This window comes from Pontixanthobacter aquaemixtae (genome assembly GCF_009827395.1).
Taxonomy (GTDB): domain Bacteria; phylum Pseudomonadota; class Alphaproteobacteria; order Sphingomonadales; family Sphingomonadaceae; genus Pontixanthobacter; species Pontixanthobacter aquaemixtae.
Window position 1 is genome coordinate 863,335 of record NZ_WTYX01000001.1, and the last position, 15,901, is coordinate 879,235.

The window sequence follows — 15,901 nt, forward strand, 5'->3', positions numbered from 1 at the left end:
GGCGGGCGCGCTGATCAGTAAAGCAATCTATTCTCGCCCGGGATATTGGCCGTCTGGCCGGAAGAACGCCGCATCAAATCCTTCAGTTCGGTATGTTTCGGGCGATGCGCGCGTGTGCGCAGCACCTGGTTGACCCGCCATTTCAGGAACTTTGAATCGAAGGGCTTGCGAATATAGTCCTGCGCACCCTGAAACCGGGCTTGTTCTTCATCGTCAGCGCCGGTCATTCCGGTGAACATGATCACCGGCAGATCGTAGAGCTTGGGCGAGTTTCGCAGCGTCCTGAGAACGGTCGAACCGGACAGGCCGGGCATGTCCTGATCGAGAAGCATCAAATCCGGGCGGCGCCATTGCAGCAATTCCAGCGCTTTCTCCCCATTGGTGACCCACCCGCACGCGTGGCCGGCCTCTATCAAGACATTGGCAGCCAGCTCGGCGATTATCTCGTCATCATCGGCGATCAGAATATAAGCCACAATGCTCCCTCCATAGTTTTGCGCTGTCTTTGTAAACGCTGGAAAAGGAGAGCGCGTGAAACCCGCGCTACGCAAGACTACGGATTTGTGGTCGCTGATGGCTTGTGCTCTGCGGGGTGTGGTGGCAGGTGCCGCAGCATGAATACTGACCGCGTAATTCCGCTATCCGGCATCCACAATTTCCGCGATTATGGCGGGTACTCCGTAAAGGGCGGGGGCCGGGTCAAAACCGGACTGCTGTTTCGATCCGGTGAACACGGCAAGGCCACCGATGAGGATCTTGACCGCGTTGATGCCTTGAACCTTCGCCATGTGATTGACCTGCGCGGCAATAGCGAAAGACGGGCCAATCCCTGCCGGCGCGGCAACAATTTTAATGCCGAGGTGCTGTTTTTCGACGGAGAAACCGCGGGGCTGGCCCCCCATGTCGAAGCGGCGAGAGAAGCGTTCAATGTGGAATCTGCGCATGCCGCAATGGAGCGGCTTTATGCGCAATTGCCGACGCGCGATAAGCTCAATTGGATTTTAAAGCGCTATTTCGCGGCCCTTGCCAAGGGGGAGGGGCCAAGCGTCGTCCATTGCCTTGCGGGCAAAGACCGCACCGGGATGGCGGTCGATCTGCTGCACCATGTCTTGGGCGTTCATCCTGACGATGCAATGGAAGACTATCTGCTGACCAATTCTGCGGGAAATATGGACGCCCGCGTCGCCGCCGGGGCCACGGCAGTGCGCGCGAAATATGGCGATATTGACGAAGCCACGATCCGCGTCCTGATGGGCGTTGATGCCCGATATCTGATCGCCGCGCGAGAAGCGGTGATTGCAGAATTCGGCTCCATCGATGCGTTTCTGGAACAGGTGCTGGGCGTGGATGATGCGATGCGCGGCGCGCTGCGTGCTCATTTGACCGAGTGAATGGTAAACCGGGGCAAGTTCGAAAAGGATTTCAGAATGCGAAACACAACAAATGCGGCACTTGCGCTTGTATTGGCGGCCGGAACAATCGCAGCTTGCGCCGAGCCGGTTGATCCGGACCGGGCAGCAAAGCAGGCCGCGGAACTTGCCCAGCTGGAAGAAGCCGCACGCGAGCCCGAAGCTGATCCTGCCGAAGCGGAGGGCGATGAGGCGGCCGGGGACAGCGAAGCCGCGGATGCGAAACGGCTCGATTGCGAACCGCTTGGCGATAGCGCGGTCTGGATCGAAACCGGCGAGGACGGCGAGCATACTCTAGTCACGCATATGCAAAGCGAAATGGCGCCAGATGCGGAGCCTGTCGAAATGGCGATCGAGGCAACCGGTGCGAGCGCCGGGCGAGAAGGGTCACGCTTGACCGACGAAAATGGCGAATATGTCGTTTGGATCATGGATGACGGCACCGCCACGGTGAAAGCCGGCGAGAACGAAGTGAGCTGCCCCGCGGCCTGACCCGCCCAATTCGCGCCTTTCCACCGGCATCGGCAGCGGCGGCTTTGACCGCAGCCTTGTCATAGCTAAGAGCGTGGCCATATCACTTATCTAATTTTCTGATACGGGACGGCTCATGGCTACTCATCATACCAAAATGCTCATCATTGGCTCGGGTCCGGCGGGATATTCCGCCGCCATTTACGGCGCGCGCGCAATGCTGGAGCCGATTGTGGTGCAGGGGCTGCAGCCTGGTGGGCAGCTGACGATCACCACCGATGTCGAGAACTATCCCGGCTTCAAGGATGTCATACAGGGCCCGTGGCTGATGGAACAGATGCAGGCGCAGGCCGAGCATGTCGGCACACGAATGATGTGGGACACCATTGTCGAAGTTGATTTGGCCAACGGTTCGCCCTTCCGCGCGATTGGTGACAGCGGCGACGAATATATCGGCGAAACGCTGGTCATCGCGACCGGTGCGCAAGCAAAATGGCTAGGTGTGCCGGGCGAGCAGGAACTGGGCGGGAAGGGCGTGTCCGCCTGCGCAACCTGCGATGGCTTTTTCTATCGCGGCAAGAAAGTGGTCGTGATCGGCGGCGGCAATACCGCGGTTGAAGAGGCCTTGTACCTGACCAACCATTCGGACGACGTGACCCTGATCCACCGACGTGACGAATTGCGTTCGGAAAAGATTCTGCAAGAACGCCTGTTCGCGAGCGACAAGATCACGCCGCTATGGAACAAGACCGTCGAACGGTTTGTTGCGGGCGAAAACGGTGCGCTCGATCATCTGGAACTGCGCGATACGCAAACGGGTGAGGCCAGCACTTTGCAAGCTGATGGCGCTTTTGTTGCAATCGGCCACGCGCCCGCGACAGAGCTGTTCACCGGCAAATTGCCGATGGTCGATGGCGGCTATCTGCAAGTGGAGCCGGGCACGCCGAAGACCGAAATCCCCGGCGTGTTCGCGTGCGGCGATGTGATGGACCACGTCTATCGGCAGGCAGTGACCGCTGCGGGCACCGGCTGCATGGCTGCGCTCGATGCAGAACGGTTCCTTGCCACGCTGGAACATGCGCAGAAAGAAGCGGCAGAGTAACCACCGGCAACCCGCCTCGTCACATATGCCCGCCTTGTCACATATGAATGTCGAACACCGAAATGGCCGCGTGGAAGATCAGCGCGATCAAAACCAGGCTCGACAAGGCGAATAGCACGAAGCGGACGAGCACCTTGTTTGCGGTCACTTGCACCAAAGAGTGCATCACCCGCAGGCCGACATAAATCCATGCCAGAAATGCGTTCATCCCGTCGCCTTGGCCGATGATAGCGAGCACAATAGCCACGGCGTAAAACACCGTCGGCTGTTCGTGCAGATGGTTGTAATTGTCCGCTTTCCAATTGACCTTGTCGGGCAATTGCGCGCGCAGGCTGGCCCCGGTGGTCCCCACCAGCTTGGCTGCGCTTTCGATGCCCGGCGCCCGGTTCATCGCCGGAATGCGGGTGATATACATCCATGCCCACATCACCATGGTCCACGCCAGCAACGCGACAATCGGTTTGAGAATTTCAGCTTCCATTTTTTAAAGTACTCCGGGGTCTGCAAATAGAGTGACGGCAATCGCGCGAATGGCGAGGGCGCTCAGCGCCAGCGTCGCGGCGAGGAATAGCAAAAAGCGTATCCTCACGACGTTCACCGTCGCCTGATACAGCGAATGCACAATCCGCAGCGCGACATAGATCCAGGCAAGCGTCACATCGACAGCGCCCGCCCCCATCACGGCGAGGATGACAACCGCGGGATAAAAGATTGTCGGCTGCTCCATAAGGTGCGCGTAATTGTGCGCTTTCCACTGCACCTTGTCGGGAATGACCCCTTCCAGATCCTGTCCGCGGCCGCCCGGTTTGGCTTCACCAATGCCGCCACCGCTTACTTTTTTGATCGCGGGTAGGCGGGTGAAAGCCATCCAATAGAGCATGATAAGTGACCACAGCACCAACACGGCAGCCGGGGCGAGAATTTGAGCCTGCATTACGAACCCTCCCATTTTTTCGGGCAGAGACTGATGCGGGCGCGGTCAATTGTCAATTGCAACCCGTCTATACCGAAATTGTCGCGGCAAAAGCGGCGGCATCGGTATTGCCGCCGGTAAGAGTAATCACGGTGTGCCCGTCAATCGCGGCTTTTCCCGCAAGCGCAGCGGCCAGCGCGGCTGCGCCACCCGGTTCGATCACCAATTGCAGCTTGGAAAAAGCAAAACGCTGCGCGGTGCGCACGTCTTCGTCGGTTACCGCGACGGCAGGCGAAGAGCGGCCCTGAAGAACAGCAAGATTTATGGGCGCGGTTGCGGGCGGTTGCAAAGCATCGCAGATTGTCGGCGGCGGATTGTCTGCGGCGCGAACAATTTTGCCTGCTTTGAGCGCTTGCCCGACCATATCCCAGCCGACCGGCTCGACCGGAATGATCTCTGCATCGGGGCATGCCAGCGATAGTCCTGCGGCCAAACCTCCGCCCCCGCAGCAGGCAATGATGCGCGACGGTTCACGTCCCAATTGCTGCGTGATTTCGATACCCGCGCTGCCTTGCCCTTCTATCACCCACGGATCGGCAAAGGCATGGACCAACACCGCACCACTTTTTGCAATTATCCCGGCTGCCACCGCATCGCGATCTTCGCCGGGCCGGTCATAGAGCACAATATCCGCGCCCAATCCGCGCGTTGCTTCCAGCTTCACCTGCGGGGCATCGCGCGGCATAACGATGGTCGCCTTGATTCCCAGCCGCCGGGCTGCCCATGCTACGCCCTGCGCATGGTTGCCGCTGGAAACGGCCACCACGCCGCGTGACTTTTCCTCGTCCGTCAGGTCGCTCAATCGGTGCCATCCGCCGCGAATCTTGAACGCGCCGATCGGTTGCAGGCTTTCCGCTTTGACCCAGCAGCGGGCCTTGCCGATCTCGACCGGCAGAAGCGGGGTGGGCGGCAAAATCTCCGCTATCTTGGCCGCGGCGCGAATAACGCCCTCTCTCGTTGGCATATGAGTCATAATCGGGGGCTTTCGCGAAACATTCGACTTGCCTAATGCGTTCAGCAACAAGAGCCAACGCTGCATTTGCTACTGCAGCCCAGTTTTACGGAGTTACCATGTCCACAGTCCTCGTAATCGGTGCCGGCGGCGTCAGCTCGGTCTGCGTCCACAAAATGGCGATGAACAGCGATATCTTCTCCGCCATCCATCTCGCCAGCCGTACCAAGGCAAAATGCGATGCAATTGCCGCATCGGTGAAAGATCGCACCGGACAAGATGTCGCGACTTACGAGATCGACGCGGAAGAAGTCCCCGCAATGGTCAATTTGATCCGCAAGGTTCAGCCATCGCTGGTGGTCAATCTGGCGCTTCCGTATCAGGATTTGCCGATCATGGATGCCTGTCTGGAAGCAGGCGTCGACTATCTCGACACCGCGAATTACGAACCGAAAGACGAAGCCAAGTTCGAATATAAATGGCAATGGGCCTATCATGACCGCTTCAAAGAGGCAGGGATCATGGCGCTGCTGGGATCAGGTTTCGATCCGGGCGTGACCAGCGTTTTCACCATGTGGCTCAAGAAGCACAAGCTCAAAACCATCCGCCAGCTCGACATCCTCGATTGCAATGGCGGCGATCACGGGCAGGCCTTTGCCACCAATTTCAATCCCGAAATCAACATTCGCGAGATTACCGCGAATGCGCGGCATTGGGAGAATGGCGAATTCGTGGAAACGCCCGCGCTCAGCACCAGCGTCGAATTCGACTTCGAAGCGGTCGGCCCGAAGAACATGTATATGATGTATCACGAAGAGCTGGAAAGCCTGTCCAAATTCGTTCCCGAGCTCGAACGCGCGCGGTTCTGGATGACTTTTGGCGATGAATACATCAAGCACCTGACCGTGCTGCAAAATGTCGGCATGACGGGCATCGAGCCGATCAAATATCAGGGCAAGGAAATCATCCCGCTGCAATTCCTGGCCGCCGTTCTGCCCAAACCTGAAACTTTGGGTGAAACCACCACCGGCAACACCAATATCGGCTGCATTGCGACCGGAGAGGCGCTGGATGGATCGGGCGAGAAGACGTTTTATATCAACAATATCTGCTCTCACGAGGCCGCCTATGAAGAAACCGGTAACCAGGGTGTCAGCTATACCACCGGTGTCCCCGCGATGATCGGCAGCGCAATGATGCTGGGCGGGACATGGTCAGGGGACGGCGTGTTCAACATGGAAGAATTTGATCCGGACCCTTTTATGGACATGCTGAACAAGCATGGCCTGCCGTGGAGTGAGAAAGAGCTTGAAGGGCCGGTCGACTTCTAGGAGACAGCTACTTCGCGGGCTTCGTATAGACGACACCAAGCCGGAATATCGCCCACAGCACTCCCAGTGCCGCAGCGGCCACTATCGCCAGTCCGGTATCGGGTTGAAATAGCCCGATCGTTGGGAGCGATGCAGCGAAAATCTGCGGCACGAAAACGAGCAGAAACACCGCAGCCCCTATTGTGGTCAATAGCGGGAACCACAGGCTGAACAGCCCGGAGGCTCCCGATTTTGCGCGCAATTGTGCGCGGTGCCGCCATGCCCATACCATGCTGACAAGGTAGAGCACCGGCAGAAGCGCCAAGCCGACAAACATGGCCTTTTGCCAGAACCGGCTGCCTTCGCCATTATAGTCCAGCCCGATCGCGCGCGCGGTGATGCCATTGCGCAATTCGATGGACTCTCCAAAGCCAATTCCGCTGCCGGCATTGACCAACACCGCGGCGCCTTTCTGCTCCGCCGGAACCATCGTCAGCAGCGTTTCAAATCCGGGGCTAGCACCCGAATGGAAGACGGTTCCGTCATCCGGGTCGAGAAACCAACCAAAGCCGTAATTGGGCGAGATATCGCTGGCCGGGCTCATCATTGCGGCCTTGCCCTCGGCGCTGAGGATATCGTCTTCGCCGTTCATCATGGTCTGCATATACAGCGCCAGATCGCTGGCGCTGGCGACTATGCCGCCTTGCGGAGCGGTGGCGAGATGCGTGCTGTTTCTTGCCAACGGGCGCTTGCTGCCGAACCACGGGCGGTGGCCGGTTGCCATTTCCGCGTGATCCTTCCCGTCGGAAACGAAGCTGTTGCGCATCCCGACCGGCTCCAGAATATTGCCGGTAATATAGCCAATGAAGCTCTGTCCGCTGACGACTTCGATCAGACGGCCGAGGATCTTGTAGTTCTGGTTGGAATATTCCCAGCGGGTTCCGGGCGCATAGGCAGGCGTTAGTGTGGCAATCGCGGCGGCTTGCTGCGCAAACACTTCGCCGCCTTGCGATCCCTCCGTGTGCGAGACATTGCCCTGATAGGTGGAGAATCCGCTGGTGTGGCTGAGCAGCTGGCGGATTGTGATTGTGCCGGCGGGTTGGCCGGAAAATTCGGCAAGATATTGCGATATCTCAGCATCCAGATCGATCTTGCCCGCTTCGACCAGTTGCATCACGGCGAGCGCGGTGAAGCTCTTCGAGATCGAACCTGTTATGAAGGGAGTGTCGGGCGTGATAGCCGCTTCGCCGCCAGCCCTTTTTACCCCGCGTGCACCGGCTTTTTTGTCCGCGCCGGCTTGCACAACAGCATAGGCAAGGCCGGGCGTGCCGGAGGCAGGCATTTCGCGGTCGATGAAACTTTCGATTGTGCCTCTGGGAACGTTGGCTTGCACCGCAAAGGCGAAAACCAGTCCAATCACAGCCAGAATTCCTCGCACCCTATTCCCCCTTCAATTCACTGCATGCAGACCTAGCAGCGCAGAGTTTTTTGCCAAGCAGGCGCGCCTTTCCGATGACTTGGTTCGCGAATGGGCTAAAGGGGCCGGATGACTATGGAAACCAAAGCTGGCGATCCAGGCGCCTTCGCCCAGTTCGATCTCAACCGCGTCGACAGCCCCGCTTTCGTCGTGGATGCGGCGAAGCTGCGCGCCAATTTGCAAGTGCTTGCGGACATTCGCGATGCTGCCGACATAAAAGTGCTGGGCGCGCTCAAGGCGTTCTCCATGTGGTCGGTCGCGCCGATCATGGGCGATTATCTTGACGGGGTGTGCACATCCGGCCTGTGGGAAGCACGGCTGGCCAGCGAGTTTTATGACGGCGAAATCTCGACCTATTCGGCGGCGTTCAAGCCTGATGAATTGGAGGAAGTGTGCCGCCTGTCCGACCACGTTATTTTCAACACGCCTATGCAGATGGAGCGCGCGGCGCTGATTTTGGAGCAAGCCAAAGCGATGGGCGGGGGCGTTGAAGTCGGATTGCGCATCAATCCGATGCACGCAGAGGGCGAAGTGCCCAAATATGATCCCTCTGCGCCGTATTCGCGTCTGGGGTTTCCGGTCGATCAGCTGGAAGACGAACATGTCGAACCGCTCGACGGGCTGCATTTTCACAATCTGTGCGAACAGGGCCTGGAGCCGCTGATCAACACCTGGGATGCGTTGAAAGAGCATATCGAACCCTATTTCGGCCATTTCAAATGGATCAATCTGGGCGGCGGGCACCATATCACGCGTGCTGACTATGACCGCGAAGGATTGGTCGAGTTTCTGCTTGAAGTGAAAGAGGAAACGGGCGCGGAGATCTATCTCGAGCCGGGAGAGGCGATTGCGCTTGATGCGGGAATTCTGACTGGCACCATTCTCGACAGTCACTGGAACGGTATGCCGCTGGCGATCACCGATATCTCCGCCACCTGTCACATGCCCGATGTGATCGAAGCACCCTATCGTCCGGCGATGCTGGGTGAGGAAGAGGACGGGGCGGGGGACCCGGTGCGTCTTGGCGGTCCATCATGCCTCGCAGGGGATGTAATCGGCGATTACCAGCTGCCGGTACCGTGCGAGCCGGGACAGAGGATCGCGTTCCTCGATCAGGCGCATTATTCGATGGTGAAGACCAACACGTTTAACGGGGTCCAGCTGCCGTCAATCTGGTTGTGGGACAGCGAGAGCGACCAGATCGAACAGATCAAAAGCTTTGGCTATCAGGATTTCCGGAACCGGCTGAGCTAATTCGCGCGCTTGTTGAAGCTGATCGCCAGATCGGCGAGCATTTTGAACTGGCCGACGGATTCCTGGATCTTGTGTCGATCATCTTCGGCATTGATCGATCCACTTTCAAACAGATTGCCGCTATCGACCGCGATCACCACGCTGCCGCCGATAAACAGGCTGCGGATATTGTCGCCGTGGAACGCCTGTTCGATGCCAATAAGCCGTTCGACATAGAGCGGATCAATCAGATAGCGCGCCTCGGTCTGGTCATCGGAATAGACCACAAAGCGGTCTTCGAATTCCGGATGAACCAGATCGACTATGCCCAGTTCATGGCCATCGAATTTGACGCTGTCCTTTTGCCCGCCAAGGCCAAACCAGCTTTTGTGCTTCTTGGCCCGCTGGAGCAGCGTGGTTCCGTGAAATCTCTTTCCGTATCCCATCGCAATGATCGCACCGCGAAAAACGGTCACCCAGCGGCGGTTTTTGCCTGATCCCCGCCGTACCTCGAGATGCGCTTCGAACAGGGTGAAATCATGCCCCGCGACCGACCCGCTCCACCGGTCTTCAAACGTGCTGCGGGTGAAATGGGGGACCAGCTGGTACTGCTTGCAATGTTCAAACTCCGCGCCGGGTTCGAAATCATGTTCATAGGTCAGATCCAGAGCCCCGGCGATGGCATCATTAATGCCGATCTTGGCTTCCTTTTTCGCCGCCGCGGTCGGCATATAGCCCCATGCCGCGCCTGCCGCGATCGCGCCCATGCCGAGGAAGATTTTCAGGTCGGTGCCGACCGGGATAAGCAGAAACAGGAAAGGGAGGATAATAACCGCCGCCAGCGCGACTTTGAAATACCGCCCCTTGGTCTTTTCCTTCGCTGCTTCGCGGACAAGTTCATGCTCGGCCAACCACGTGCCCAGCGGCCCGGCAAGCAGGCGATCAACATTGGGGGCTTCGATCATACGATTGGACCTTAATTAACTACCCCACTCTATGTATAGAGGGGCAAAGCAAGCAAGGAATTAAGCCGTGGTAACTTTCATCATTGTCGCTGTAATTGTCGTCATTCTGCTGGTTTTGGTTATCGGCATTTACAACCGACTGGTCAGTCTGCGGCAGAATGTACATCAGGGCGTGGCCGACATTGATGCGCAATTGCGCCAGCGGCATGATTTGATCCCCAATCTGGTAAACACCGTGCAAGGCTATGCCACGCACGAGACAGACACGCTGGAATCGGTGATCGCCGCCCGCAATCAAGCAGCCAGCGGGCCTGTTTCCTCAAACGATGAAGCCGCATTGCGGGTCGCGCTGGACAAGCTGCTCGCTCTGGGTGAAGCCTATCCCGATCTCAAGGCCAGCGCCAATTTCCAGGAATTGCAGCGCGAACTGGCCGATGTTGAAGACAAGCTTGCCGCCGCGCGCCGCGCGCTCAATGCGGCAGTTTCACGGTACAATACCGGGCGCGAAAGCTTCCCAGCGGTCTTGTTCGCCGCGTCTCTGGGTTTCCAGGAAGCGGACTTCCATCGTCTCGATGACAGCGAGAAGGGCGTTGTCGATCAGGTGCCCGAAGTGGCTTTCTGAAGATAGCCAAGATGCGGTTTTTTCTTGCGAATTGAGAGGCACAAATTATAGGGCCGCGTCAATGCTCCAAGGGATCTGAACCGTAAGGCAGTTTCGATCTTCAACTTCCACACAGGGAGGCCCTTGATATGCATATATACCCGGACGCTTCCGCTGTGGTCCGCGATCTGTCCCCCGACGAACCGGTCATCCTCAACCGCCCGCAAGCCGCCGCGCGCGCTGCGCGGTTCTTTGTCGAGAATTTTCCCGGAAAATCGCTCTATGCGGTGAAGGCCAATCCATCGCCTGCCTTGCTGCGTATTCTGTTCGACAACGGCATTACCCATTTTGACGTTGCGTCGATTGCAGAAGTGCGTCTGGCGCGCGAAGCCGTTCCAGAGGCGACGCTGTGCTTCATGCATCCGGTGAAAACCTCTCGCGCCATTCGCGAAGCTTATCACCAGCACGGCGTGAAGACCTTCAGCCTCGACACGGTGGAAGAGCTGGAGAAGATTGTTGCTGCATGCAGCGACGATCAAGGCAATCCGGCAACCGATTTGCGGCTGCTGGTGCGTTTGCGCGTGTCGAGCGAATATGCGGAACTGTCGCTCGCGTCGAAATTCGGCATCGATCTCGCCGATGCGGGGGATCTGTTGCAGATAACCCGCCAACATTGTGACTGGCTGGGTGTGTGTTTCCATGTCGGCAGCCAGGCAATGTCTCCCTTTGCCTATGTGCAAGCACTCGAACGCGTTCGTGCAGCGATCGCCGATGCCAGCGTGGTGATCGACATGATCGATGTCGGCGGAGGTTTCCCCAGCATCTATCCCGAAATGGAGCCACCCCCGCTGGAAGACTATTTCGCCGTCATCCACCGCCATTTCGAAGCGCTGCCGATTGCGTATAACGCAGAGCTTTGGTGCGAACCGGGCCGGGCGCTCGCCGCGGAATACTCCTCGTTGATCGTGCGCGTCGAAAAGCGGCGCGGCGACGAGCTGTATATCAATGATGGCGCCTATGGCGCGCTCTATGATGCGGCGCATGTCGGCTGGCGTTTCCCGGTGGTCGCGCTCGAAGATGATCTGCGCGATCCGGTTGAAGAGTTTGCCTTCTTCGGGCCGACTTGTGACGATGCCGACTTTATGCAGGGGCCGTTCCTTCTGCCCGGCGACATCAAGGCCGATGATTATATCGAGATCGGGATGCTGGGCGCATATGGCGCGGCGATGAAAACCGGTTTCAACGGTTTCGGCGATGCGCAGCAAGTGGACGTGGCGGACGAGCCGATGGCGAGCCAGTTCCGCGGCGACCGCAAGGATCCGCGTGAAAGCGATAATGTGGTGAACCTGCGCTAATTGCGTCTGGCCGTTCCGGCCATAATCCCGACAATTACAACTCTTTCCGGAGCGAACAACAAGCGGTCCGGTTTTGTCCGTTAGTGGCGCCACCGCTTGCCAAATTGGAAGAACTGTGCGTAATTCCCGCGCTAAGCGAGTCTACACAAAAGTTGACCGTGAAAATGGGAGAGAGATTATGAGGGTCAAGGCCACTCTATTGGCTGGTATCTGCAGCAGTGTAATTGCATTTCCAGCCTACGCACAAGAAAATACAGACGACAACGAAGAGCTCAAAGATGAGAACATCATCGTTGTTACCGCGCAGCGTCAGGCGGAAAGTCTTCAAGTCGTTCCAATTGCTGTTTCGGCATTTTCAGCGGAAGCTTTGGAATCGCAGCAAATTGAAAACGCCAGCGACCTTCAACTGACTCTTCCGAACGTTTCGTTCACCAAAAGCAACTTTACTGCGTCCAGCTTTACAATTCGCGGGATCGGCGATTTGTGCGTGGGCGTTACCTGTGACAGCGCGACCGCTATTCACCTGAACTCGGCTCCATTGTTCGGAACGCGTTTGTTTGAAACCGAATATTTCGATCTGGAGCGGATCGAGGTTCTGCGCGGACCGCAAGGCACTCTGTTCGGTCGCAACGCGACATCGGGCGTGGTCAACGTTGTCACGGCCAAGCCAAATCTCAACGAATTCGCCGCCAAAGCCGAATTCGAATATGGCAATTATAACAGCATCAAAGCCAAGGGCATGATCAATGTGCCGATTGGTGAAACATTGGGTGCGCGCGTTGCCGGTTTCTATCTGAAGCGCGATGGTTACACCACGAACCTGAATACGGGCGACGATTTCGATGATCGTGACATGTATGCGGTTCGCGGCTCTCTGCGGTTTGAACCGACCGTCGATACGACCATTGACCTGATGGCCTATTACTTCCGCGAGGATGACAATCGCGCGCGTATCCAGAAGCAATTGTGTCAGCGCGATCCGACGGGCGTGTTGGGCTGCCTCAACAATCGCCGCGACTTTGACAAGCTGAACAGCAATTCGACTTTCACCGGTACGCTTGGCTCTTCAGAGTTTCTCGCGATCAACGGCATTCCGTCGACCTTCGGCCTTAACAGCCTGTATGGCCCCGATTCTTATGCCAATTTCGACGAGCCAGATGATGTCCGGCAAATCCGGACAGAGTTTGTGCCGGAATATTTCACTGACGAATTGCAGCTGCAAGCTCATATCGAACATGACTTTGGCGCAATCCAGGCGTCTCTGACCGGTACTTATCAGGAAAGCAGCGTCGACTCGCGTCAGGATTACAACCAGGGTATCGGCCAAATTCCGCAAGGCGCGGTCGCCTTTGGTACGTTGCAGGCTTTTGCCAACAATGCCGCAGGGCCCGGCACAGGCGTCTATTTCCAGCCGATTGTTGACGCGCTGTTTGACGGAAACAATCTGTGTACCTCGGATACCCGGTTGGACAATCGCGGTGCCTATGAAGGCTTCCGCATCTGTTCGCCCAACGGTCCGCAGTTTGACCGTTCGAACCAAGAGAATGAATCCTTCTCGGTCGAAGGGATCATTTCCAGCGATCTCGACGGGCCGTTCAATTTCCAGTTGGGCGGTATCTATGCGAAGTCGAAAGTCCTTGAGAACAGCTACTTCGTCAATGCCTTCGCGATCGACTATGTGACCGGTATCCTCGGAACATTCGGCGCGCTTGGTGCCGGTGCGCCTCCGGGTTACCTTGCGACATCCTTCTTCCGCAACAACACGACCGGTTTCGAGCTGGAGAGCTTCGGCATTTTTGCCGAGGGTTATCTGGACCTTTCGGACCGTCTGAAGCTGACCGCAGGCCTGCGTTATAACGACGATACGAAATCGGTTACCGCGCGTTCGACGCTGGCTAGCTTCCTGAACCCGTTCAGCAATGATGGTGATCCGTTCGACTCACCTGCTGCTGCCGGCTTCGATGCTGACCCCAACACAGCGGGCATCCAGGGCATCCAATCGCGGACGGTGAGCTTCAACGAAATCACCGGCCGTGCGGTTCTGGATTTCCAGATCACGCCGGATAATCTGCTCTATGCTTCCTATTCGCGGGGTTACAAATCGGGCGGTATCAACCCGCCGCTGCAACCGATTTTCCAGGTGCCAAGCAGCTTTGCACCGGAATCGATTGACGCGTTCGAGATTGGTTCCAAGAACGTGTTTGCCAACGGCGCATTGCAGCTGAACGCAACCGCGTTTTACTACAAATACAAGGATCTCCAGCTCAGCCGGATTATCGCGCGTACATCGGTCAACGATACGATCGATGCGAATATCTGGGGTGCGGAAATCGAAGCATTGGTGCGGCCAAGCGACAAATGGCTGTTCAACATCAACTTCAGCTACCTCAATGCGCAAGTCGCTGGTGACCAGTTCTTCAGCAACCCGCGCGATCCGGGCGGTGGCGATCCGAATGCGGTGATCATCAAAGACGTGACCAATGGTGCGCTTTGCGCCGTAACCGGCCCGTCGCAAGCCGTGACAGCTGGCTTTGTCACCGCGGTCAATGCCGGGCTGGGGCTGCAAGGCCCGACAGCGTTCCCGTCTGACGGCGGCATCGCTTCGACCGGCGCATTCGGTATCTGCTCGGTACTCGAGGCCAATGCCCCGGCAGGCGTGAGTGTCCTTAGCCCCGGTGTCGAAGTCAATCTGCGTGGCAACAAGCTGCCGCAGGCGCCTGAATTGAAAGCATCGGTTGGTGTCCAGTATACCGCCGAATTCGATAATGGCATGACATTGGTACCGCGCTTCGACGTTGCTCTGACCGGAGAGCAATATGGCAACGTCTTCAATGGCAATGTGAACCGGATCGATCCATTCGTTCAGGCCAACGCGCAGATCCAGCTTAACGGGCCGGATGACCGCTGGTTTGTTCGCGGATTTGTCCAGAACATCTTCGACAGCAATTCCACCACAGGTCTGTATGTGACGGACGCTTCGTCGGGCTTGTTCACCAATATCTTCACGCTCGACCCGCGTCGCTATGGCGTTGCTGTTGGGGTGAGCTTCTAACCCGAACCCTCATTTGCAGGGACCGAATTGGCGGTCGGTAGCGATACCGGCCGCCATTTTTTTGGCATTTCTTTTGGGCATTCTCTTTGGTTCAAGGTGGGCAGAGTGCCTAGCTAGGCTTGCCAAAATAGGGCCGGCATCCAGCAATCGTCACGCGTTCCATAACGCGCCGCGCAGGGAAGTAATCGCTCGCCGCCAGATGTTGGCACACGCGGTTGTCCCAGAACGCGACCGAGCCTTTCTCCCAGCGGAAACGGCACTGGATTTCGGGATTGGCCGCGGTGGCGTAGAGATGTTCCAGCAGCCAATGGCTTTCCTCTTTACTCAGCCCTTCGATATGGCTGGTGAAGCCGTTGTTTACATAGATGACCGATTGCCCGGTTTCAGGGTGCGTGCGGATCACCGGATGCGTCATCGGCGGATATTGTTCGTGCAATTCCTCCGCCGTTTTCTTGAGCCGCCGTGCAAACACGCGGGCGACATCGTGGACCGCGCTTAGCCCTTCACAAAATTCCTTCATCTTGGGGCTGAGATTTTCGTAAGCGAGATGCATATTGGCGAACAGAGTGTCGCCGCCAACCTCGGGCACCTCGACCGCGCGCAGGATTGAGCCGAGCGAAGGTTTTTCGCGCCAGGTGACATCTGAATGCCAGTTGTTCTCCTGCCCCTTGCTCTTCGGCCCATGCGCAATGCGGAGTATTTCGGGGTTCTCTTGATCCTTGGGCGTAGCAGGATGGATTTCCAGATCGCCAAAATGGCGGGCGAGCGCGATATGCTGCTCTGCGCTCATTTCCTGATCGCGGAAGAAAATCACCCCGTGTTCGAGCAGCGCCGCACGGATTGCGGGAATATGCTGCGCAATGTCATCGGCCGCCAGATCGATGCCGAATATCTCCGCGCCGATGGCCGGGGTCATCGGGCGAATATCAAGATTGAAAGTTGCGGTGCTGCGCTGCGCAGTCTGTTGATCGCCCGACATTGTGCTCTCCCTTGGTGCGCAA

At 57.5% G+C, this 15,901-nt stretch carries 15 protein-coding genes; 8 read left to right on the top strand and 7 right to left on the bottom strand.

Features of this window, described 5'->3' with window-relative positions:
* Window positions 1-14: 14 nt before the first annotated feature.
* Window positions 15-476 carry a response regulator gene (locus tag GRI41_RS04150; protein WP_160603497.1) on the bottom strand — a complete coding sequence of 154 codons (462 nt, stop codon included), beginning with the start codon at window positions 474-476 and terminating at the stop codon, window positions 15-17.
* A 138-nt stretch (window positions 477-614) separates the two neighbouring features.
* Between GRI41_RS04150 and GRI41_RS04155 the strand changes: the two genes are divergently transcribed.
* The 3 genes from GRI41_RS04155 to trxB all read left to right on the top strand — a co-directional run bounded on the left by GRI41_RS04155 (window position 615) and on the right by trxB (window position 2,982).
* The gene (locus tag GRI41_RS04155; protein WP_160603498.1) at window positions 615-1,391 is read left to right on the top strand and encodes a tyrosine-protein phosphatase; all 777 of its coding nucleotides are present in this window, start codon (window positions 615-617) and stop codon (window positions 1,389-1,391) included.
* A 36-nt stretch (window positions 1,392-1,427) separates the two neighbouring features.
* Window positions 1,428-1,901, top strand: coding sequence for a hypothetical protein (locus tag GRI41_RS04160; RefSeq protein WP_160603499.1), 474 nt, complete (start codon window positions 1,428-1,430; stop codon window positions 1,899-1,901).
* A gap of 115 nt (window positions 1,902-2,016) precedes the next feature.
* A complete protein-coding gene (gene trxB, locus GRI41_RS04165) occupies window positions 2,017-2,982 on the top strand; it encodes a thioredoxin-disulfide reductase (protein ID WP_160603500.1) in 966 nt (321 codons plus the stop codon).
* A 37-nt stretch (window positions 2,983-3,019) separates the two neighbouring features.
* Here the strand turns inward: trxB and GRI41_RS04170 are convergent, their stop codons facing one another.
* From GRI41_RS04170 to GRI41_RS04180, 3 genes are all read right to left on the bottom strand, one after another.
* Window positions 3,020-3,463, bottom strand: a complete 444-nt coding sequence (locus tag GRI41_RS04170) for an MAPEG family protein (RefSeq protein WP_160603501.1) — start codon at window positions 3,461-3,463, stop codon at window positions 3,020-3,022.
* Between the two features lie 3 nt (window positions 3,464-3,466).
* The gene (locus GRI41_RS04175; protein WP_160603502.1) at window positions 3,467-3,916 is read right to left on the bottom strand and encodes an MAPEG family protein; all 450 of its coding nucleotides are present in this window, start codon (window positions 3,914-3,916) and stop codon (window positions 3,467-3,469) included.
* Between the two features lie 67 nt (window positions 3,917-3,983).
* Window positions 3,984-4,928 (bottom strand): threonine ammonia-lyase, encoded by a 945-nt coding sequence (locus GRI41_RS04180; RefSeq protein ID WP_160603503.1) that lies wholly within the window; start codon window positions 4,926-4,928, stop codon window positions 3,984-3,986.
* A 98-nt stretch (window positions 4,929-5,026) separates the two neighbouring features.
* Here GRI41_RS04180 and GRI41_RS04185 point away from each other — a divergent pair, with 98 nt between their 5' ends.
* On the top strand, window positions 5,027-6,238 hold the full coding sequence (locus GRI41_RS04185) for a saccharopine dehydrogenase family protein (protein ID WP_160603504.1): 1,212 nt from the start codon (window positions 5,027-5,029) through the stop codon (window positions 6,236-6,238).
* Between the two features lie 7 nt (window positions 6,239-6,245).
* Here the strand turns inward: GRI41_RS04185 and GRI41_RS04190 are convergent, their stop codons facing one another.
* Entirely contained in the window at window positions 6,246-7,637 is a 1,392-nt protein-coding gene (locus tag GRI41_RS04190; RefSeq protein ID WP_202388651.1) for a serine hydrolase domain-containing protein, read from the bottom strand.
* A 132-nt stretch (window positions 7,638-7,769) separates the two neighbouring features.
* Here GRI41_RS04190 and GRI41_RS04195 point away from each other — a divergent pair, with 132 nt between their 5' ends.
* Entirely contained in the window at window positions 7,770-8,948 is a 1,179-nt protein-coding gene (locus tag GRI41_RS04195) for a carboxynorspermidine decarboxylase (RefSeq protein WP_160604626.1), read from the top strand.
* Here the strand turns inward: GRI41_RS04195 and GRI41_RS04200 are convergent.
* Window positions 8,945-9,892 (bottom strand): DUF3137 domain-containing protein, encoded by a 948-nt coding sequence (locus tag GRI41_RS04200; RefSeq protein ID WP_160603506.1) that lies wholly within the window; start codon window positions 9,890-9,892, stop codon window positions 8,945-8,947. The two genes, GRI41_RS04195 and GRI41_RS04200, sit on opposite strands and share 4 nt — an antisense overlap.
* A gap of 67 nt (window positions 9,893-9,959) precedes the next feature.
* Here GRI41_RS04200 and GRI41_RS04205 point away from each other — a divergent pair, with 67 nt between their 5' ends.
* From GRI41_RS04205 to GRI41_RS04215, 3 genes are all read left to right on the top strand, one after another.
* On the top strand, window positions 9,960-10,514 hold the full coding sequence (locus tag GRI41_RS04205; protein ID WP_160603507.1) for a LemA family protein: 555 nt from the start codon (window positions 9,960-9,962) through the stop codon (window positions 10,512-10,514).
* 128 nt (window positions 10,515-10,642) lie between these two features.
* Window positions 10,643-11,848, top strand: coding sequence for a type III PLP-dependent enzyme (locus GRI41_RS04210; RefSeq protein WP_160603508.1), 1,206 nt, complete (start codon window positions 10,643-10,645; stop codon window positions 11,846-11,848).
* A gap of 178 nt (window positions 11,849-12,026) precedes the next feature.
* A complete protein-coding gene (locus tag GRI41_RS04215; protein ID WP_160603509.1) occupies window positions 12,027-14,900 on the top strand; it encodes a TonB-dependent receptor in 2,874 nt (957 codons plus the stop codon).
* 109 nt (window positions 14,901-15,009) lie between these two features.
* Here GRI41_RS04215 and GRI41_RS04220 read toward each other — a convergent pair whose 3' ends face one another.
* Entirely contained in the window at window positions 15,010-15,879 is an 870-nt protein-coding gene (locus tag GRI41_RS04220; RefSeq protein WP_160603510.1) for a TauD/TfdA dioxygenase family protein, read from the bottom strand.
* Window positions 15,880-15,901: the final 22 nt, after the last annotated feature.